Raw genomic sequence first — 17817 nt, 5'->3', positions numbered from 1 at the left:
GGTGGAGCGGACAGTGTGTACTGGTGTCATGAGGTCGATCTGGAAGGGCGCCCTGACATTCGGGCTGGTGAACGTGCCGGTGAAGGTGTACTCCGCCACCGAGGACCACGACGTCTCGCTGCATCAGGTGCACGATGAGGACGGCGGACGCATCCGATACAAGCGCACGTGCGAGGTATGCGGACAAGTGATCGCGTATCAGAACATTGACCGCGCCTACGAAGACGATGGGCAGATGGTCGTGCTCACCAAGGACGATCTCGAGGCCCTCCCAGCAGAGCGCAGTCGAGAGATCGACGTCGTCGAATTCGTGCCGAGCGACCAGGTCGATCTGCTCACGCTCGATCGGGCGTACTACCTCGAGCCGGACTCGAAGTCCCCGAAGGCCTATGTGCTGCTGCGCAGGACGCTTGAGGAGACCGACCGCACCGCGATCGTCCGCTTCACACTGCGGCAGAAGACGCGGTTGGCTGCGCTTCGGGTACGCGGAGACGTGCTCGTGCTGCAGACCCTGTTGTGGGCTGACGAGGTGCGAGAGGCCGTGTTCGAATCATTGGAGGAGGACGTGAAGATCTCGAAGAAGGAGCTCGAGCTGTCTGCCAGTCTGGTGGAGAGCTATTCGAGTGACTTCGAGCCCGATTCATTCGTGGACGAGTATCAGAAGGAGCTCCGAACGCTCATCGACGCGAAGATCGAGGCCGGTGACACGTTCGATGTCGCCGAGACCTTCGCGGAAGATCAGGCAGAGGGCAAGGGCGGCGAAGTCATCGACCTGATGGAGGCGCTCAAGGCGAGCGTCGAGCGATCACGTGCGAAGAAGAAGGACGCCGGTTAGGACGAGCTTTCGGCGTCAGTGCTTGCCGTCGCCGTCGAGATCGGGTGCACGGTCGAACACATCGGCATCGAGCGTGAGCTCTTTCGCCTCGTCGGCATCGGTGTCGGGGTCGCCGCCCGAGGCGAGGGCCTTCTTGACCTTGTGACGCTCGGAGAAGTAGTGCCAGAGCGTGATCAGCGCGGTACCGCCGACGGCGGCGAGCAGGATGATGTCGATGTAGTCGGTGACCAGCTTCGCGATCCATGGGATGAATGCGATCAGGTAACCGAGCATCGTCAGTCCGAAGCCCCAGAGCACGGCTCCGATGAGGTTGTACAGGCTGTACCGCTTCCACGGCATGTGACCGACGCCCGCAGCGACGGGCGCGAACGTGCGCACGATCGGCACGAAGCGCGCGAGGATCACGGTGACTCCGCCGAAGCGCTCGAAGAACGCATTCGTGCGTTCGACGTTCTTGCGACTGAAGAGGCCCGATTCCTTGCGTTCGAACACCGCAGGGCCACCCTTGTGGCCGATGAAGTAGCCGACCTCACCGCCCAAGAAGGCAGCAAGGGCGATCAGCAGCGACACGATCCAGATGTTCACGCCGAACACGTTGCTGGTGTGGGTCAGCAGCCCCGCGATCACCAGCAGCGTGTCGCCTGGCAACAAGAACCCGACCAGAAGACCGGTCTCTGCGAAGACGATGAAACATACAACCAGCAGAGCCCATGGCCCGGCCGCGCCGATGATGACCTCGGGGTCCAGCCACGGGATGAGCGCAATGTGATGCATGTGCGGAAGGCGGGACTTGAACCCGCACGCCCTAGAGCACAGGAACCTAAATCCTGCGTGTCTACCAATTTCACCACTCCCGCGCAGAGATCAGTCTAGGGGTGCGATCGGGTGTGGAAGAAGTGGGGGCATCCGTCTTCGTAGGGAGGGAAAACCCGACTTCGCGCTGACCCGTTCATCCGACGAAGACCGGTGGGCGGTCTGTGGATAACTTTCGAGGCCGCCCGCCGATCTTTGCGAGGATGCCGGGGTGAGTCACCCCTCCCTCGTTGTCGCCGAGCGCGTTCGCCGTCGTCTGCGCGCCGAACAGACCGATCCCTCGCTCGCGCCCGATGAAGCAAGACGGATCACTCAGGCAGAGGTGCGTAGGCACAACGACCTCGCGCTTTCACGTGGGGATGCGACCATCGATGACGAGTCCGCCTGCGTGCGCGACGTACTGGCGTCGATCAGCGGCCTCGGACCACTCCAGCCCCTTTTGGATGATCCGAGCATCGAAGAGATCTGGCTGAATGGATCTGATCGGGTGTTCATTGCGCGCGGAGGAGTTTCGGAGCGGCTCCCGCTCGCACTGACAGACGCGATGGTGCGCGACTTGGTAGAGCGGATGCTGCAGTCCACCGGGCGCCGCGTGGATATCAGTCAGCCTTTCGTCGATGCATCTCTGCCCGACGGCTCCCGCCTGCATGTCGCGATCGCGGACGTCGTCCGTGGCTCGTGGGCTGTGAACATCAGGAAGTTCCTCCCGGGCCACCGCACGCTGGAGTCCCTGGTGGAACTGGGGTCGATGCCGGTCGAGGTCGCCGAGATGCTGCGTCGCGCGATGGGGGACGGGCTCAGCGTCATCGTGTCGGGGGCTACTCACGCGGGCAAGACGACCCTTCTCGGCGCATTGCTCGCTTCCTGCGCCGATGCACAGCGGATCATCACTGTCGAGGAGACGTTCGAACTCGCAGTGGATGGCCCGGATCTTGTGGCGCTGCAGGGCCGTCAGGCGAGCCTGGAGGGGACCGGGGAGATCACCCTGCGCCGTCTGGTCAAAGAAGCGCTGCGTATGCGACCTGATCGACTGGTGGTGGGGGAGGTCCGCGATGCGGAGGCGCTCGATCTCGTGCTCGCGCTGAACACGGGTGTGCCTGGTGCGGGAACTGTGCACGCGAACTCCGCTGTCGAAGCACTTGACAAGCTCTCGATCCTGCCGCTGCTCGCCGGGCGCAACATCGATCGCGCGTTCATCGCGCCTGCGCTCGCCGCATCGGTGTCATTGGTCGTGCACTGCGCTCGCGACGCGGTGGGTGCGCGTTACGTCGCCGAGGTGATCGCACCTACCGGAGAGGTCGTCGAAGGTCGCATCATCACCCGAACGGTGTACCGGGCGGAGGCGAGGACATGACGCTGCTTCTGGGCGCGCTGCTCGCAGCCGGGCTCCTGCTGAGCGCATCGCCGTGGCTGTGGCCCCGCACGTCTGAGCGGAAGCATCCGCAGCGTCGTGACGACCGGCTCACGCGGCTTATGGATGAAGCCGGCTTCGCGGCTGTCGAGCGGCATCGAGTGGTCGCGGTCATCGTGACGCTTGCCCTTGTCGTGGCTGCGGTCGCATGGCTCGGCACCGGAATCCCCGTGCTCGCAGCGCTGGCGGCCATCGCAGCGGGTGCTGCGCCGATCGCATTCCTCCGATCGCGGAGGCTTCGACTGCTGAGAGCACGCCGTCAGATGTGGCCGGACGTCTGTGATCTGCTGGTCGCGGCGATCAGAGTCGGCCTCTCGCTGCCCGATGCCGTCGCAAGCCTCTCCGAGTCAGCGCCGACGGCTGTGCGACCCGCGTTCGCGGTGTTCGCCCGAGATCTGCGCGCCACTGGCCGCTTCGAGAGCAGCATAGATCGCCTCAAGACGACGCTGGCCGATCCGACTGCCGATCGCATCATCGAGGCGTTGAAGATGGCGCGCCAGGTCGGCGGCACCGAACTGACCGGTGTGCTTCGTGCCCTGTCTTCATCTGTGCGTGCGGATGCCGCGCTGCGCGGCGAGATCGAGGCCAAGCAGTCCTGGATTCGCGGAGCAGCGGTGCTGGGCGTCGTCGCGCCGTGGGTGATCCTCGCGCTTCTCGCTCTGCGGCCCGAGGGCGCCCAGGCCTATGCGAGCGCGGAAGGCGTGATGGTGATCGTCGGCGGCGCAGTCGTCTCAGTGATCGCATTCCGCATCATGGTGCGAATCGGACGACTGCCAGAGCCGCGGCGGTGGTTCGCGTGAACCTCGTGACGGATGCTTCGATGGCGGTCCTATTGGGCGGACTGCTCGGCGCTGGCCTCATCTGTGTTCTGGCGGCATTGCCGCGATGGCGCGCGGCGTCGCTCATGACCCGGATCGCGCCCTACATACGCGATTCCGTCGATGATGTGTCGTTGCCACCGGGAGTCCTTCCGGCCGCTGGCATCTTGCCCGTCGACACCGCGTCAGGATGGCATCGCCTCCGAACGCGGCTGCTTCGTGGCGTTGGCGATAGCGAGGTCCTCGCTTTGAGGCTTGCGCAGTCAGGCTCGGATGAGACACCAAGCGCGTTCCGGGCCCGGCAGCTCGGCTGGGCGATCGGCGGCTTTGCCCTGGGAAGCCTTCTGGTGATCGTCCTCGCGGTGGCGGGGCGGATGACGCCGCCAGCAGCTGTGCTTCCAGTGATTCTCGGCGTCGGCGGTGCGATCGGCGTTGACATGGTGCTCACCTCCCGCGTCAGATCACGATTGGCACGGCTCAGCGATGAGTTGCCGACGACCCTCGAGTTCCTTGCGCTGTGTTTGTCGGCGGGGGAGGGATTCTTCGATGCCCTTCGCCGTGTCGCCGCCATCGGTTCGGGCGAGCTCACCCAGGAGCTGCGGGAGGTGGTGCTCGCCGTGGGCACCGGTTCGCCCCTGGCGGATGCACTCGGCGAGATGGCAACGCGTCTGCGTCAGCCCGGATTGTCGCGTGCCGTTGATCAGGTGACAGCAGCGCTCGAGCACGGCGCGCCGCTTGCCGCAGTGCTGCACGCGCAGGCGGCCGATGCGCGCGAGGACGCCAAGCGGGTGCTGATCGAGCAGGCCGGACGCCGAGAAATTCTGATGATGCTCCCGTTGGTGTTCTTGATCCTGCCGCTGTCAGTTCTGTTCGCCGTTTTCCCTGGAATGTTCATCCTGCGGCTTGGGCTCGGCTGAGCGATCCGGGGGCGGATCGAGGGCCCTGTGGATAACTTCTGCGGCGCATTGCGCTCACGCACCATACTCATCGACATGATCAAAGCGCGTATCAACAGGTTCCGATCACACGTATGGGCCTTCATCGAAGACGAGGCCGGTGACGTGCCCGGATGGGTCCTCGTCACGCTCATGACTGCCGGACTGCCAGTGGTAACGCTATTGGGGTAATATCAAGGCATGGTCGCCCACTCATCCCGCTACTCGCTTACGGACTTCGATGCGCTCGGTCCGGAAACGTGCGTCATCTACCTGCGCATCTCCCAGGACCGCACCGGACAACAGCTCGGTGTCGAGCGCCAAGAGAAGGACTGCCGCGCGCTCGCCAAGAGCATGGGGCTGCGCGTTGCTCGCGTGTACCGTGACAACGACATCTCAGCGACGAAGGGGAAGGTGCGGCCCGAATTCGAGGCGATGCTCAAGGCTCACCCTGAGGTGATCATCGCGTGGCATCAGGATCGTCTGCTGCGCTTGACGAGCGATCTGGAGAAGGTGATCTCGCTCGAGGTTCCGGTGCACATGGTGACCGCTGGATCTCTGGACCTCTCGACGCCAGCGGGGCGTGCCGTCGCGCGTACAGTAGCCGCGTGGTCGCAGTACGAAGGCGAGCAGAAGGCACTGCGCCAGCACGCTGCGAACCGCCAACGTGCTGAGAACGGCCATTGGCAGTTCAGCCGTCGACCGTACGGCTACGAGCGCCGCGATGGGCGCGTCGAGATCGTCGAGGCGGAGGCCGAGATTATCCGTGAGGGATACAGCCGGTACGTGGCGGGAGCGAGTTACTACGAGATCGCGAACGATTGGAACGATCGCGGTGTGCCGACGTTCACCGGCCCTTGGTCGATGGAACGCGTGCGGCAGATGTTCCGGAACCCGCGCTACGCGGGCATTGTCGAGCACAAGGGGACGCGGTTCGATGTCGAGCCGCAGTGGACGCCGATCATCGACGAGCGCACCTGGAGCGACTACATTTCGACCCGTGACGGGCGCAAGCGCGCGGGGTCGTGGTCGACGTCAACCAAACATCTGCTGAGCGGTCTGCTGCGCTGCGCTGTATGCGGCGGCAGCATGCTGGCGCGTCCGGATCGTGGCCGCCAGGTTTACGCGTGCACGAGCAATTGGTGCGTGTCGATTGGCGCGGATGAAACTGAGCGGTTCGTCGAGGCTTTGGTGCTCGGTCGGCTGGCGGATCGCAAAGTGATCGCAGCGCTGCGCCACGCGCCCGATACGGCGCCGCTGCAGGATGAGATGGCTGCGCTGCGCAAGCGTCGTGAGGACATCACCGACCTGCTGGCCGATGGCATTCTCGACCGTCGCAGCGCTCGAGCAAAGGCGACCGAGTTGACGCAGAGAATTGATGCCCTGTCAGGTCGATTGGCGGCGATGCGCCGCGAGTCGCCGTTGACAGATCTGGCATTGGCGCGTTCGGTGCCATCGCGATGGAGGAAGCTCCGCGTGCTGGACCGCCGCCGTGTGATCGAGGAGATCGGGCTGCGGGTGACGATCGAAAAGGGGCGCCCTGGGCGTGCCAAGCGTGACGATCAGGGCCGTCGGCTGCTGGACGTGCGCCGCGTGCATACAGAGTGGGTCGACCTGGATGCCGAGATCGAGACTATGACAGAAATAGCTTAGCTGACCTGGGCTTTACATGTGACCCTTCAAGCCCTAAGCTGAACACAACGCGAGGCGCATCGATATCGCTCGACTCTCAGGCTCATGACCTGAGGCGCTGACGAAAGGCCCCGTCTCCGGGCATTAGGCCGACTGCTCCAGTCTCGCACGCGGGAAGAGTGCAGCGGCTCACGGAGAAGGAGCCTGGCGTACCCGATCGGGGCGTCACCTCTCCACTGGGAGCCTTTCGTGTACGACACTCGCTTAGCAGGCCTCGCCGGTCGCGCCGGATCCACGAAACGTCATTACGGCGCCGATTCCAAACGCGCAGTCGAGGCCGCGCAGGATCTCACGGCAGCCCTCATCCAGCGCGACATCGAGCGACGCCTGGCCGCTGCACCGCCGCTTACAGACGAGCAGGCCGAGCGCCTGGCCGACCTGCTGCGCGGGGATCGATCATGAGTGCACGCATGGCCGAATTCCGCGCCACGCAGCGCAAGCTCCAGAGGGCTCGCGAGCAGTTCCGAGAACGGGAACGGCGCCATGAGCTGCCCGAGCTGCGGCGTCCGATAACGACCGACGACGAGTTGTCTGAACTCGATGATGGGCGTCTACTGTGAACGCCGAACATGAGGTTCTCGGTTGCGTGCTCCGAGACAATACGGTCTACGCCACGGCTGCCGAGATCATCACCGGCGACGACTTCACTAGCCCGACCCTCGGTGCCATCTTCGATGGGATCGGCAGGGCGCTCGAGTCCGGGAGGATGCTCGAGGCCTACACGCTTCAGAATCACTATCCCGAGTGGCAGGTGCGCGGCGTCGGTCTGGATGAACCAGGGCGCTGGCTTGACCTTGGCCTGTATCCCGAGATGATCGAGGAAGCGGCCCGAACGGTCCGTACGAACGCGACCCGACGCCGCGGACGCGAAGCCCTGACCGCTGCGCTGGACGACCTGCAGGACGCTGGCCGGGATCCCGATCAGGTGCTGCAACGCGTCACTGAGGCGATCGGCGCGACGATCAACCAACGTGGCACTCAGCGCGCTCCCGCTTACATCGACGTCGCTGCGATGCTCGATGGATCGCTGGCGGCGCCACAGACAGCCGCAGGTGGCCGCAGGAGCGACGGACTGCCGCTGCTGTACCTCGCAGCGGTGAACGTGTTATTAGGCGCTCCAGAGGCCGGGAAGACGCTCATAGCGGGAGCGATGGCCGCGGACGAGTTGTTCTCAGGTGGCTCGGTCCTCTGGATCGACCTTGATCACAATGGCGCCCCGGCGATCCTGAACAGGCTCCACGACTACGGCGTATCCCATGACCTGCTGGCTGACCGCGACCGGTTCCGGCTCGCCATCGCAGAGAACGCCGACGATATCCAGAGAGTCGTTGGCGATGCGAAAGCGTGGGCGCCGACGCTCGCCGTCGTCGACAGCATTGGTGAGCTGCTGCCGATGTTCGGAGCCAAGAGCAACGACGCCGACGACTACACCGACGTGCACCGCAAGATCCTCACCGCGCTCGCCGCAGTCGGCACTGCTGTACTTGCGATCGACCATGAGGCCAAGGGCGTCGAGTCACGCAATTATGGTGCTGGCGGGACGATGGCGAAGAAGCGAGCCGTAGACGGCGCTCTGCTGCGTGTGACGGCCACGAAGCAGTTCGCCCCTGGCGCTGGGGGTGAGGCTCATCTGTCGATCGTCAAAGACCGCCACGGCGCTCTTAGGATGAACGCTCACGGTTCCCGCGAGCCGATCATCACGACGTTCACATTGGTGCAGCTCGAGGACGGGCTCGACTACAGGTTCACCACACCGACGCGCCCCGTCGAGATCGACCAACCTCTCGCTGACGTCGACGAGCTGCTCAAGCTGGTGCCGCCGCCGGGGTCCGTTCGTGACGTCCGCGACCGAATGAAATGGGGCGCGACCCGAGCGACCAATGCGCTGCGCGCCTATCGGAACAGCATCGGTGAAACCCCCCGCGGGGCGTACCTCGAGGAGGCCGATTGAGATGGCCTCGAGGTACACCTCCGGGTACACCGACCCCGAAGACACGAACCCCCGGAAAATCAACGATCTCCGCGTACCGGGTACGTACCGGGTACGCGCCCGGTACGCCCTGTACCCGTGTACCTCCCCTCTAGAGAGGGAGGTACGGGGGTACCCCCTCCGAGGCGCATCTGAAATGAGCCGCCGAATGAGGAACAGACCACGGGAGCTGATCGGATGAACCTCGCCACCTCGAAAGCTGCTGCCGTCGCCGCATGGGAAGAGAACCAAGGCCGTAGCATCGATGACCTCACCGAACGACGGATACCCGGCGGCATCAGCATCTGGACGCTCGGCGCCTCAGTATGCGTCACCGAGTCACTGAGCGACGACGCCCCGGCCCGGTACATCGAGATCATCCGCCAACGCGTGCTGGCGAACCTCTCCGGACGCTGCCCCGAGTGCACCGCAGTCGCTGGCGTAGCTGCACAGGGTCGCGGCGCCATGCGCCACGCAGATCACTGCCCGGTCGGACGTCCGCCCGCAGCGCTCGCTGCCTACCTCGACCCGGCAGGAACAGCACACCTCCTCGCCGTAACCACGACATCCCGCTGAAAGGACACAGAGAGCATGACCGACAACGAACGAACCCGAGCAGAGCGACGACTCGCAGACGCCCTCGCGCACAACGACCGTGCCCCGCGTGCTGCGCGAATCGCACTCGCAGCCATCGACGCTGGCGCATCACCCGCAGCACTCGCAGCACGGCTGCGCAACAGCGGCGCCTGTACGGCCCGTGAAGCCGACAGAATCGCCGCTGCGCTGGACGGGGTGGGACGATGACTGCCGACGCCGTACAGGCCATCCAGGGCTGGCGTGCAGCAGACCTGGCCGAACCCCTCCGCGTCCCCGTCGAAGACGTTGAGCGGGTCCTCAACGAAGCAGTTGCCAGCGGCGCCGTCATCCGCCTCGAGTGCGGTCCCGAGACCCTCTACGCCAGCGGACGCATCGCACCACACAACGGGAACACGCCATGAGCCGCGCTCGCCGCAGGAAGAAGTACAAGCCGATTGCCAAGCCGTCGCCGACACCGCGACCCGACACCCCGATGCATCTTGTCGGCTGGTCAGTCCAGACGCTCGCCGCTGAGATCGGCATCGAGAAAGGCCAAGCATTCCGCGTCCTCGAGCGTGGCGTGCGCGAAGGCAGCATTGTCCGCCTCGAGTGCGGATCCAAGATGCTCTACGCGCGACTCGGCGGAGGACTCATCGAAGAAATTCCGGCACCACGACACGACCCAGAAAGAGCCAGACCATGACCACGGCAGACACAGACAGGGATGACGCCATGATCCTGAAAGGACTGCGAGCCAGACTCGCTGAGGCCACCGAACGAGAAGCGCAGCTGCCTCGGGCGCTCTGCCGCATCTGCGGCGGCGTGATCGCCAAAGGCCAAGGCGTCATCGAGCCTGAATCCGCTTGGTCGAGTTCGCGTCGGCAGTCATCCGAAATCATCGACCGCGAGCGCGTCAAGAAGGGACTGCCGCCGCTGCACAACTGGCGCCGATCCCACACTGGATGCGCTGGCGGCCCGGAGCGCACCATACGCGCCCTCACCGGCATCGACGTAACCCCCGCAGTAGCGGCTGCGGCGCTCGCGCAAATGTTCCCCCGTCGATACACCGCGTGCTCGTCGCACCCTGACCCCGGCCGAGCGCACCACGTGTTCAAAGAACCCAAACCGCAGCCGTGGTCCCACTTGAGCGATGTCGACCTCGTAGCGCTCGCCGCAGCCGTCCGAAAGACCCACGACCCGAGCATGCCTCGGCGCTGCCGTGACGGCGCGTGCGCCTGGTGCGGCGTCTCCCGCAGCCTGTCGTGGCACAAGTCATCCGAGAAGTGGGCAGACGGCAGCGAAGCGCCGCTGTGCGGTGACTGCTACCCGGTGTGGCGCAAGCGCGGCGCATCTGGCGACCGAGAGGACCGGCGTGCAAACGCCCTCGAGGCGCTCTCAGGCGCCGCGTGGTTCCCGATGACCGGCGGCGGGATCCGCTGCTACGTCGACATCGCAGGCGACGACCGTGGCGGCACGCTAGGGCGCTGGGAATACGCGCACGAGCCCCTGGCCGAGCTGCGAGAAACCGCGCGCATCAAGAAGCCCGAATCTCTACCCGGAGAGATCCGCGACGAGTACCGCGAGAAGCGCCGACAAGCGATGCTCGACTCTGAGGCCAGAGCACATCACGTAGCCGAGCTGGCCGCCGCCGAGGCTGAGCAGGCCGAGCGAGAAGCAGCCATCGCAGCAGGTTGGCCGCTGAGCACTTGATCGACACAATGCAGAGGGCGCCGCGGGTATCGACTCTCGGCGCCCTACGCGCTGCTCTGGTCGGCAGGCAGTACGTCCAGCTCGAGTACATCGTCCTCAGCTTCGAGTACCTCGATATGCCCTGAACGCGCCACGAGCTGCTGCACAAGCTGCTCGAGCTGCGCCTCCGCAGGCGTGAACTCATACCGCGTCGGAGCATCCAAACCATCCAAAGCCGCAGCACGCTGCGCAATAGCAACGCCAGCACGGATCGCACCAGGCCGACCGGCCTCAGCATCACGCGCCGCAGCGCTCCAGAGATGCTCCATGCGAGCACGCCACACAGTGCGCGTTTCCTCAGCATCCGGCTGCGGGAGACGACCCACGTACCTTCTGACGGCTCGGATGGCGTTGGCGTCGTTGGCGAAGCCGACCGCCTCTGCGATCTCGGCCCATGTCTTGCCGAGCACGCGCAGGTGCCATGCTTGCGCGGCTCGCTGCATTGCGTCGCCTCTGGTGCCCATTGTGTACCCCAACCTGTCCGTTGCCTGTCATTAGGATACCCCCCAGGGGTATCATCGACGGCGAACACGAACCCGCGCGCTCGACCGTCAGGCGAGCGTTTCTGGAGCTGGCGCAGATGGGCTGGTCAGCCTAGTGGCACCGGCACCTGGATTCGGCAGACTAGCCGATCTTGACGAACTCGCCGCAGCCCTCGACATGGAACGAGAAGTCGCTCGGCTCTACTGTCACCTCGACCTGGGTAGCGGACGGAACGAAGTTATTCTCGATCGTGCCGCCTGCCGCATCGAGTCTCGCCCAATAGCAATTCTTGATGTCTCCAGACGCGCGATAGGTGCCGGGCTGGATCTGCGCGCCGATCTCTCGCACGCCGTCGCCGAACCGCACTCCCGCGGCGCGCTCTTGTTGTTCGGCTGACCCGTTTGCCATGATCGCCGCGCTGGGATGATCGGGGCAGAGCATCAGCGCGCCTGCTATTTCTGCTCGCTGAACGTCGTTGAGTGGGCCATTCGTCTGGTACGGCCCATCGACGTCCGCGCATACCGACCAGAGAATATCCGCTGATGAGATCGGGTCGTCCGTATATGCCGCAGCGACGGCAGCGTACTCAGTAGTCGAGTACGGGCCGTTCTCGACAATTGTCGTGTTGCAGGTGGTGGGCGCTGGCGACTGTGCCCAGACCTCTTGGACGCTGTTGAACACAACAGACTCTGACTTAGCGGTCTCCCATTCGTGTTCCTTGGGCAACGGAACGTAGCACGTGAATCCGACCTTGCGCACTTGGGCTGGCGTTGGCGTTGGCGTTGGCGTTGGTGACGCGCTCGCCGATGGCTTGCCTGCCGGGGTCGCGCTTGGCGTCGCCTCAGAGACGGCAGCCGACGGAGCGCAGCCAGTGATAGCCAACATCGACATAACAATGCATGCCAGGAATCGTTTCCGCATGTCCCCACCTATCCCCAGGTCGACTGATGATCTGAACCTAGTGGAAACGTGTGACTATCCGCGCGCGGCAGCGGGTACCGTTTCTCGAATGGACGACATCGAACGCCAGCGCCAGCTGCGGCAGCTGCGTGACGAACTGCTGAGCACGCCCAACTGCCCGGCCTGCCTGCACCAGATGGAAGCCGCAGAGGTCAACGGCCAACCGCTCTGGCGCTGCCTTGAGTGCGGCGCAGTTCAAGCTGACTAGGGTTTCTCTTAGTCCCTCTTGCGCGTCGCAGCAATGACCTGTGCGGAGGCGCCCAAGATAGCCGGGATAATTCCCGCGATCGAGGCGAGCGGAAAGCCCGTCACAATAAGGACTACCGCGGCTACCAACCCGCCGATAGTGAGCAGTTGAGCACCGACGGCACCGATCATGACGGCAGACGATTCTGCCGTAGTCAACCTGGTGAGTGCGTCGGCCGCAGCCTTTTCGCCGTACAGGTGACCGTCGATGATCTTCTTCGCGCTACCGGGGACAATACTGTTGTACGCCGACAGGGTCTGCTCGTGGGGGAGCGGTCCGCTGAAGGAACGCGCGATCTCTACAACTTGGGTGAACTCTTCAGAGTCTTGATCTGCGTCAGCTTCTTCGAGGATTTCGTGACGACTCGCTTCGATGTCCTCGAGTTGAGCGCGACCTTCATCGACTTCAGGCGAGTCGTGTCGCCGGTCACTCCTACGTACGCTCCGTGCCCCAGCGCCCGGATCGACGCCTCTGCCGTCGGCTTCATCATGAGACAAACCTACAACCTTTCGCTGAGCGCGGCCTCAACCCCGGATTAGCATCCGCGGTACTGCTATTTCCAGAAGGTAGCAGTTGTCCGCCGTCTCGGAGTGCTACGACAAAGGGGACGTGGCCTGATCTTCCGAAACCGCGCTCAACCGCGAGGGCGGACAGCGACCATTTCCGACCTCGAAAGCCGAAACACAGGGGTATGGGGGTCGGTTGGCGGCTTGTGTCATCTCCCGAGATCTCGCGGCGGAATCGACTATTACTCACGTATTGATAGTGCCGGGCTTGTTGTGTTGATCTGGGCGGTCGCCGGTCCCGCGCTGACAGGGCTGTTCGAGCAGGCGATCTCCAGGGTGGGCGGACTCTGAGATGAGTGCCCGGGTGGCGAGCGATGATCGAGGGTCGAGTGCGGTGGACTTCGTGCTCGTCGGTGCGTTGCTCACCGCCCTCACACTTGCGGTCCTTCAGCTGGGGTTCGCGGTCTACGTGCGAAATGTCGTTCACGATGCCGCCGTCGAGGGTGCACACTATGCCGCGCTCGCCGACACCTCTCTTGCTGAGGGAGCAGAGCGCACCCGACTGGCCATCACGCGCGCTGTCGGCGGTTCGTACGCCGAAGACATCACGGTCAGCGAGAGCGACCGCCTGGGTCATCCTGCTGCTGTCGTGACAGTGCGCACCACTCTGCCGATCATCGGTCTTCTCGGGGTGCCGTATGGGCTGGAGGTGGATGCGGATGCGCCGATGGAGTCTCTGGGCGAAGAATGACGAGGGCTCGGCCGCATTGGAGTTCATCACGATCGGCGTGGTTCTTCTGGTTCCACTGGTGTATCTGGTTCTGACTCTCGGCGCGGTGCAGGAGACGATGCTCGGCGCCGAGGCCGCAGCGCGTCATACCGCGCGCGTGATCGGACAGGCCGAGAATGCGGATGCCGCGGCGCGCAGTGGCGACGCCGTGCTCTCGAGCGTCATCGACGAGTACGGCATGAATGCGGAGAACGTCGGTGTCTCTGTGACCTGCACCCCGGCAGGTGCGGCGTGCCCCGCCGCAGGGTCGACCGTGATCGTGAGGGTCGAGACGTACGTGTCGCTGCCGTTCGTTCCACCCATTTTCGGGCTTGATCGGGCTACGCGCATCCCCCTGCAGGCTGCGGCAGCACAGAAGGTGTCGCGGTTGTGGGGCGCGGAATGATGCCTTCAGAAGTCGGGGCAGATGATGAGGGCAGCGTCCTGCCCCTGCTGCTCGGCTACGTCATCCTCGCGATCGCCGTCGTCTTCGTCTGCACCTGCGCCACAGACCTCTACATCGCGCAGAAGCGGCTCGATTCGCTGGCGGATGCTGCGGCTCTTGCAGGTGCCGACGGCTTCACGCTGGTCGTGGAGGGGGAAGGAGTGCGCGCCGAACTCACTGACGACGGCGTCCGTGACCAGGCTGTCGCGATCGTCGATGCCATGGCATCCGGAGCGCAGCTGGTCTCGGCATCCGCTCCCGACGGCGTGTCCGCGCAGGTCACGGTCGCCGCGTCGTGGCATCCACCGGTCATCTCGGCGTTCGTGCCAGACGGGGTCTTGCTTGAAGCGACCGCGACCAGCAGGACGGCGCTTCGCTGAGCGGGCGGCGCTGGTCACACCACCCTCCGCCGTCGGCCGCAGTATTCGTCAGCGGCGTTACGAGAACATCTGATTCAGCACCGTGAGGTCGCCGGCGTCAAGTGCCCGCTGGATCATGTCGATGTGCTCCGGATTGCTGAACATCGCCGACAGCTCATCGGCCCAGATTGCGCGCATGGCATCGACGTCGCCTGCGTCTCCCGCCGCAGCCATCGCCTCGATCGCCTGCTGATACGGAATCTGCTGGAATCCAGCGGGTGCGTCATGAGGGTTGAAGTAAGGAACCCACGCAACATCGGGGTCGAGGCTGAGCCGCAGCACCTGACCCGGATGGATCGTACGCACATGGTTGAGCTGGGGGAGCCCGACCGCATAGTCGATGCAGAGTCGGTCCCCGATTGCGACCGGGGCGTCACCGGGCGCGACGGTGTACGACACGATGTTGCCGTCGTCATCGAGGCCGACGGTGCCTGTGGCGAACTCTCGGGGGCCCTGATCCACGAGCTTCCCACTGATATTCGCGCGCATTGTTCCGAAGTGAATCCGGGCCAGGAAGTGCGGGCAGGTATCGGCGTCGACGTCCGCTGCCGTCGGCGTCGCGCTCGGAAGCGGCGCTTGGCCTGCGGGCTTCGTCAACGGGTCAGCCGCCGGTGGTTCTGCCACAGAGGTGCAACCGACGAGCGTGATTGCGGCAAGCACCAGCGCAGAAGAGGTTGCCGAGAGCTTAGCGACGCTGGTGTTCATGCTTGCCCTCAATCGTCGAGAGTTCGGTGCGGGCTGAACCGCGGAATCCACCGGATGAAGCCGAGTGCGCCCAGGAACCCGATGATACCCATCGCGGCTGCGGCCACTGAGATCGACGCGATCGCTGTCACTCCTGAGACGAGCAGCGGTGCGGCAGCGCCACCGGCATCCGTCAGAGTCCGCCACGATCCGAGGAACGGCGCCGGATCATGCGCCGGGGCGGCATCCGCTCCGAGCGTCATCAGGATGCCGCTGGAGAGGCCGTTGCCCACTCCGAGGACGGCCGCCAGCATCCCGAACCACAACACAGCGGCATCGCCGTTGTGCGTGAACGAGAGCACGAGAAACCCTGCGCCCATCAGAACCATGGCGGGCATCGCCGCCCACAGTCTGCCGAACCGGTCCATCACCTGGCCGCTGACGTAGAACAGGGCGAAGTCGATGGCGCCGGACACGCCGACCACGAGCGCGATCGTCTGCGCATCCATTCCGAGCGAGACGCCCCACAGCGGAAGAAGCACCTGTCGGGCAGAGCGTGTTGCCGAAAGGCACGCGGCAGCGATACCCAGTCTGCTGAGCACCGCTCTGTGACGCCACATCGTGCGGAACACTCCGGCGCGCTCGAATGTCGGGATCGAGCCAGAGACCGCTTCGCCGGAGTCCTCGACGAGCATCGACGAGGATGCTGGGGCGATCGTCTTCTCCGGATCTGGCCCGAACAGCACGAGAACCACCATCACGGCCAGACACCCGAGGAAGAACCAGATCGCTGCGTGCTCATCGCCGAAGATCTGCAGGAGCGCGGCAGTGACAAACGGGCCCACGAAGATGCCGAGCCGGAAGCTCCCGCCCAGAAGGGCGAGCGCACGCGCGCGGAACGCCACAGGTACGCGGGTCGTCATGAACGCATGCCGGGCCAGTCCGAACGCCGCAGCACAGAAACCCAAGAGAAAGACGGATGCGGCGAACATCGCGATCACCGGTGCGAAAACCATGCCCATGACCGCGCCCATCGAGATGATGCCCGCGATGACCATCGTGTAGCGCTCGCCGATGCGCGCGACCGCCCATCCGGCGGGAAGATTTCCGCACAGCTGTCCGACAACCAGGGCTCCGGCGACGAGCGCCGCAGTGGCGACGTCCGCCCCCATGCTTGCGGCGATCACCGGAATGAGGGGGATGACAGCGCCCTCGCCCATTGAGAACAGGATTGTCGGCAGGTACACCATCGGGCCGAATCGCCTGAGCACCGTTGACGCGCTGTTCACCCGGTTCACGCTACCCGCCCGCAACTCCCAGCAGAGCACGATAGGCTGAGTCGTCATGCTCGAACTCGATCTCTCCGCCGAAATTCAGGCGCTCAGGCACACATACGGCGACATCAGCGAGGTCGTCGACGTCACGCGACTCCAGGCCGACATCGCAAGGCTCAGCGAGGAGGCCGGCGTCCCCGATCTCTGGGATGACCCGGAGAAGGCGCAGAAGGTCACCAGCGCGCTCAGCCACAAGCAGGCCGAGCTCAAGCGGGTGAGTGAGATCGGTCAGCGTCTGGATGACCTCGAGGTCCTCATCGACCTCGCCAATGAGATGGAAGACGAGGATTCCGCGGCCGAAGCGCGCGCAGAACTCGCAACCCTCGGCGTCGTCATCAACCAGCTCGAGGTGCAGACGCTCCTCGATGGCGAGTACGACGATCGCAGTGCCATCATCACCATCCGCTCGGGTGCCGGCGGCGATGACGCCACGGACTTCGCCGAAATGCTCATGCGCATGTATCTGCGCTGGGCGGAGCATCACAAGTACCCCGCGAAGGTCATGGACACGTCCTACGCCGAGGGCGCGGGCATCAAGTCGGCCACTTTCGAGATTGACGCCCCTTACGCTTTCGGCACCCTGTCGGTAGAAGCGGGCACGCATCGTCTTGCTCGCATCAGCCCGTTCGGCTCCGCAGACAAGCGGCAGACGTCATTCGCTGCAGTCGAGGTCATCCCGCTCATGGAAGAGGCGACTGAGGTCGACATCCCTGAGAACGACATCCGTGTCGACGTCTTCCGCTCTTCGGGCCCCGGTGGGCAGTCGGTCAACACGACCGACTCCGCCGTTCGCCTGACACACCTTCCCACGGGCATCGTCGTCTCGATGCAGAATGAGAAGTCGCAGATCCAGAACCGTGCTGCCGCCATGCGCGTGCTGCAGACGCGCCTTCTGCTGCTGCAGAAGGAAGAAGAAGCAGCGAAGAAGAAGGAGCTTGCGGGGAACATCACCGCGAGCTGGGGCGACCAGATGCGCTCGTACTTCCTCTACGGTCAGCAGCTTGTGAAGGACCTACGCACAGGACACGAGTCCGGAAACCCGGCATCCGTGTTCGACGGCAACCTCGATGACTTCATCTCGGCGGGCATCCGCTGGCGCAAGCGCCGGGAAGACGAAGACTGACGTCAGGGTGTCGCTCGCGGCAAGGCGCGCACCCGCGCTTAGGCTCATA

25 protein-coding genes and 1 tRNA gene are annotated in these 17817 nt (G+C 64.6%); 19 read left to right on the top strand and 7 right to left on the bottom strand.

Annotated elements, in window-relative coordinates:
• Positions 1–28 precede the first annotated feature (28 nt).
• Positions 29–835 (top strand): non-homologous end joining protein Ku, encoded by an 807-nt coding sequence (gene ku / locus ACTU6V_RS12785; protein ID WP_443468908.1) that lies wholly within the window; start codon positions 29–31, stop codon positions 833–835.
• Between the two features lie 15 nt (positions 836–850).
• On the opposite strand, the gene ACTU6V_RS12780 is transcribed toward ku, so the two are convergent.
• Together ACTU6V_RS12780 and ACTU6V_RS12775 are read right to left on the bottom strand one after the other, a co-directional pair.
• The gene (locus ACTU6V_RS12780; protein WP_443468907.1) at positions 851–1609 is read right to left on the bottom strand and encodes a DedA family protein; all 759 of its coding nucleotides are present in this window, start codon (positions 1607–1609) and stop codon (positions 851–853) included.
• 1 nt (position 1610) lies between these two features.
• Positions 1611–1692 (bottom strand) — tRNA-Leu (locus ACTU6V_RS12775).
• A 167-nt stretch (positions 1693–1859) separates the two neighbouring features.
• Between ACTU6V_RS12775 and ACTU6V_RS12770 the strand changes: the two genes are divergently transcribed.
• The 13 genes from ACTU6V_RS12770 to ACTU6V_RS12710 all read left to right on the top strand — a co-directional run bounded on the left by ACTU6V_RS12770 (position 1860) and on the right by ACTU6V_RS12710 (position 10759).
• A complete protein-coding gene (locus ACTU6V_RS12770; protein ID WP_443468906.1) occupies positions 1860–3002 on the top strand; it encodes a TadA family conjugal transfer-associated ATPase in 1143 nt (380 codons plus the stop codon).
• Positions 2999–3859, top strand: a complete 861-nt coding sequence (locus tag ACTU6V_RS12765; protein ID WP_443468905.1) for a type II secretion system F family protein — start codon at positions 2999–3001, stop codon at positions 3857–3859. The genes ACTU6V_RS12770 and ACTU6V_RS12765 overlap by 4 nt, the downstream gene beginning before the upstream one ends.
• Before the next feature lie 20 nt (positions 3860–3879).
• Positions 3880–4794 (top strand): type II secretion system F family protein, encoded by a 915-nt coding sequence (locus tag ACTU6V_RS12760; RefSeq protein ID WP_443468904.1) that lies wholly within the window; start codon positions 3880–3882, stop codon positions 4792–4794.
• Positions 4795–4869: 75 nt separating this feature from the next.
• Positions 4870–5004, top strand: a complete 135-nt coding sequence (locus ACTU6V_RS12755) for a hypothetical protein (protein WP_443475763.1) — start codon at positions 4870–4872, stop codon at positions 5002–5004.
• Between the two features lie 9 nt (positions 5005–5013).
• Complete coding sequence (locus ACTU6V_RS12750; protein WP_443475762.1) at positions 5014–6465, top strand: recombinase family protein; 1452 nt, start codon at positions 5014–5016, stop codon at positions 6463–6465.
• 228 nt (positions 6466–6693) lie between these two features.
• Positions 6694–6906, top strand: a complete 213-nt coding sequence (locus tag ACTU6V_RS12745; protein ID WP_443475761.1) for a hypothetical protein — start codon at positions 6694–6696, stop codon at positions 6904–6906.
• The gene (locus ACTU6V_RS12740) at positions 6903–7064 is read left to right on the top strand and encodes a hypothetical protein (RefSeq protein ID WP_443475760.1); all 162 of its coding nucleotides are present in this window, start codon (positions 6903–6905) and stop codon (positions 7062–7064) included. The genes ACTU6V_RS12745 and ACTU6V_RS12740 overlap by 4 nt, the downstream gene beginning before the upstream one ends.
• Positions 7061–8455, top strand: a complete 1395-nt coding sequence (locus tag ACTU6V_RS12735) for a DnaB-like helicase N-terminal domain-containing protein (RefSeq protein WP_443475759.1) — start codon at positions 7061–7063, stop codon at positions 8453–8455. The genes ACTU6V_RS12740 and ACTU6V_RS12735 overlap by 4 nt, the downstream gene beginning before the upstream one ends.
• 216 nt (positions 8456–8671) lie before the next feature.
• Positions 8672–9049, top strand: a complete 378-nt coding sequence (locus ACTU6V_RS12730) for a hypothetical protein (protein WP_443475758.1) — start codon at positions 8672–8674, stop codon at positions 9047–9049.
• Between the two features lie 15 nt (positions 9050–9064).
• Positions 9065–9277, top strand: a complete 213-nt coding sequence (locus ACTU6V_RS12725; RefSeq protein WP_443475757.1) for a hypothetical protein — start codon at positions 9065–9067, stop codon at positions 9275–9277.
• A complete protein-coding gene (locus ACTU6V_RS12720; protein WP_443475756.1) occupies positions 9274–9471 on the top strand; it encodes a hypothetical protein in 198 nt (65 codons plus the stop codon). Before ACTU6V_RS12725 ends, ACTU6V_RS12720 begins: the two co-directional genes overlap by 4 nt.
• On the top strand, positions 9468–9752 hold the full coding sequence (locus tag ACTU6V_RS12715; RefSeq protein ID WP_443475755.1) for a hypothetical protein: 285 nt from the start codon (positions 9468–9470) through the stop codon (positions 9750–9752). Before ACTU6V_RS12720 ends, ACTU6V_RS12715 begins: the two co-directional genes overlap by 4 nt.
• Positions 9749–10759, top strand: a complete 1011-nt coding sequence (locus ACTU6V_RS12710; RefSeq protein ID WP_443475754.1) for a hypothetical protein — start codon at positions 9749–9751, stop codon at positions 10757–10759. The genes ACTU6V_RS12715 and ACTU6V_RS12710 overlap by 4 nt, the downstream gene beginning before the upstream one ends.
• Positions 10760–10803: 44 nt before the next feature.
• Here ACTU6V_RS12710 and ACTU6V_RS12705 read toward each other — a convergent pair whose 3' ends face one another.
• Positions 10804–11241, bottom strand: coding sequence for a hypothetical protein (locus ACTU6V_RS12705; protein ID WP_443475753.1), 438 nt, complete (start codon positions 11239–11241; stop codon positions 10804–10806).
• A gap of 181 nt (positions 11242–11422) precedes the next feature.
• On the bottom strand, positions 11423–11962 hold the full coding sequence (locus ACTU6V_RS12700; RefSeq protein WP_443475752.1) for an Rv1352/Rv1906c domain-containing protein: 540 nt from the start codon (positions 11960–11962) through the stop codon (positions 11423–11425).
• Between the two features lie 328 nt (positions 11963–12290).
• Here ACTU6V_RS12700 and ACTU6V_RS12695 point away from each other — a divergent pair, with 328 nt between their 5' ends.
• On the top strand, positions 12291–12449 hold the full coding sequence (locus ACTU6V_RS12695; protein WP_443475751.1) for a TFIIB-type zinc ribbon-containing protein: 159 nt from the start codon (positions 12291–12293) through the stop codon (positions 12447–12449).
• A gap of 8 nt (positions 12450–12457) precedes the next feature.
• Here the strand turns inward: ACTU6V_RS12695 and ACTU6V_RS12690 are convergent, their stop codons facing one another.
• Positions 12458–12985, bottom strand: a complete 528-nt coding sequence (locus tag ACTU6V_RS12690; RefSeq protein WP_443475750.1) for a hypothetical protein — start codon at positions 12983–12985, stop codon at positions 12458–12460.
• A 373-nt stretch (positions 12986–13358) separates the two neighbouring features.
• On the opposite strand from ACTU6V_RS12690, the gene ACTU6V_RS12685 reads away from it, so the two are divergent.
• Genes ACTU6V_RS12685 through ACTU6V_RS12675 form a run of 3 tightly spaced genes read left to right on the top strand, consistent with a single transcriptional unit; the run spans position 13359 to position 14588 of the window.
• Complete coding sequence (locus ACTU6V_RS12685) at positions 13359–13745, top strand: TadE/TadG family type IV pilus assembly protein (protein ID WP_443468902.1); 387 nt, start codon at positions 13359–13361, stop codon at positions 13743–13745.
• Positions 13714–14169, top strand: a complete 456-nt coding sequence (locus tag ACTU6V_RS12680; protein WP_443468901.1) for a TadE family protein — start codon at positions 13714–13716, stop codon at positions 14167–14169. Before ACTU6V_RS12685 ends, ACTU6V_RS12680 begins: the two co-directional genes overlap by 32 nt.
• Positions 14166–14588, top strand: coding sequence for a pilus assembly protein TadG-related protein (locus tag ACTU6V_RS12675; RefSeq protein WP_443468900.1), 423 nt, complete (start codon positions 14166–14168; stop codon positions 14586–14588). Before ACTU6V_RS12680 ends, ACTU6V_RS12675 begins: the two co-directional genes overlap by 4 nt.
• A gap of 57 nt (positions 14589–14645) precedes the next feature.
• Here the strand turns inward: ACTU6V_RS12675 and ACTU6V_RS12670 are convergent, their stop codons facing one another.
• Positions 14646–15332, bottom strand: coding sequence for a hypothetical protein (locus tag ACTU6V_RS12670; protein ID WP_443475749.1), 687 nt, complete (start codon positions 15330–15332; stop codon positions 14646–14648).
• Positions 15333–15340: 8 nt separating this feature from the next.
• A complete protein-coding gene (locus ACTU6V_RS12665) occupies positions 15341–16561 on the bottom strand; it encodes an MFS transporter (protein ID WP_443469231.1) in 1221 nt (406 codons plus the stop codon).
• Positions 16562–16655: 94 nt separating this feature from the next.
• Here ACTU6V_RS12665 and prfB point away from each other — a divergent pair, with 94 nt between their 5' ends.
• Positions 16656–17768, top strand: a complete 1113-nt coding sequence (gene prfB / locus ACTU6V_RS12660; RefSeq protein WP_443468898.1) for a peptide chain release factor 2 — start codon at positions 16656–16658, stop codon at positions 17766–17768.
• Positions 17769–17817: the final 49 nt, after the last annotated feature.

Source organism: Microbacterium zouquanmingi, from assembly GCF_052266675.1.
In the GTDB taxonomy this organism is placed as follows: Bacteria; Actinomycetota; Actinomycetes; order Actinomycetales; family Microbacteriaceae; genus Microbacterium.
The sequence above is the reverse complement of the archived record's forward strand: the minus strand, read 5'-3'. Positions and strand labels throughout refer to the sequence as shown.

Excerpts from the sequence above, each read along its gene's own strand:
- ACTU6V_RS12695 (WP_443475751.1), top strand. The coding sequence starts at position 12,291 with ATGGACGACATCGAACGCCAGCGCCAGCTGCGGCAGCTGCGTGACGAA.
- ACTU6V_RS12760 (WP_443468904.1), top strand. The coding sequence starts at position 3,880 with ATGGCGGTCCTATTGGGCGGACTGCTCGGCGCTGGCCTCATCTGTGTT.
- ACTU6V_RS12710 (WP_443475754.1), top strand. The coding sequence starts at position 9,749 with ATGACCACGGCAGACACAGACAGGGATGACGCCATGATCCTGAAAGGA.
- ACTU6V_RS12725 (WP_443475757.1), top strand. The coding sequence starts at position 9,065 with ATGACCGACAACGAACGAACCCGAGCAGAGCGACGACTCGCAGACGCC.
- ACTU6V_RS12750 (WP_443475762.1), top strand. The coding sequence starts at position 5,014 with ATGGTCGCCCACTCATCCCGCTACTCGCTTACGGACTTCGATGCGCTC.
- ACTU6V_RS12780 (WP_443468907.1), bottom strand. The coding sequence starts at position 1,609 with ATGCATCACATTGCGCTCATCCCGTGGCTGGACCCCGAGGTCATCATC.
- ACTU6V_RS12730 (WP_443475758.1), top strand. The coding sequence starts at position 8,672 with ATGAACCTCGCCACCTCGAAAGCTGCTGCCGTCGCCGCATGGGAAGAG.
- ACTU6V_RS12665 (WP_443469231.1), bottom strand. The coding sequence starts at position 16,561 with ATGGTGTACCTGCCGACAATCCTGTTCTCAATGGGCGAGGGCGCTGTC.
- ACTU6V_RS12705 (WP_443475753.1), bottom strand. The coding sequence starts at position 11,241 with ATGCAGCGAGCCGCGCAAGCATGGCACCTGCGCGTGCTCGGCAAGACA.
- ACTU6V_RS12755 (WP_443475763.1), top strand. The coding sequence starts at position 4,870 with ATGATCAAAGCGCGTATCAACAGGTTCCGATCACACGTATGGGCCTTC.
- ku (WP_443468908.1), top strand. The coding sequence starts at position 29 with ATGAGGTCGATCTGGAAGGGCGCCCTGACATTCGGGCTGGTGAACGTG.
- prfB (WP_443468898.1), top strand. The coding sequence starts at position 16,656 with ATGCTCGAACTCGATCTCTCCGCCGAAATTCAGGCGCTCAGGCACACA.
- ACTU6V_RS12715 (WP_443475755.1), top strand. The coding sequence starts at position 9,468 with ATGAGCCGCGCTCGCCGCAGGAAGAAGTACAAGCCGATTGCCAAGCCG.
- ACTU6V_RS12670 (WP_443475749.1), bottom strand. The coding sequence starts at position 15,332 with ATGAACACCAGCGTCGCTAAGCTCTCGGCAACCTCTTCTGCGCTGGTG.
- ACTU6V_RS12765 (WP_443468905.1), top strand. The coding sequence starts at position 2,999 with ATGACGCTGCTTCTGGGCGCGCTGCTCGCAGCCGGGCTCCTGCTGAGC.
- ACTU6V_RS12675 (WP_443468900.1), top strand. The coding sequence starts at position 14,166 with ATGATGCCTTCAGAAGTCGGGGCAGATGATGAGGGCAGCGTCCTGCCC.
- ACTU6V_RS12740 (WP_443475760.1), top strand. The coding sequence starts at position 6,903 with ATGAGTGCACGCATGGCCGAATTCCGCGCCACGCAGCGCAAGCTCCAG.
- ACTU6V_RS12720 (WP_443475756.1), top strand. The coding sequence starts at position 9,274 with ATGACTGCCGACGCCGTACAGGCCATCCAGGGCTGGCGTGCAGCAGAC.
- ACTU6V_RS12680 (WP_443468901.1), top strand. The coding sequence starts at position 13,714 with ATGCGCCGATGGAGTCTCTGGGCGAAGAATGACGAGGGCTCGGCCGCA.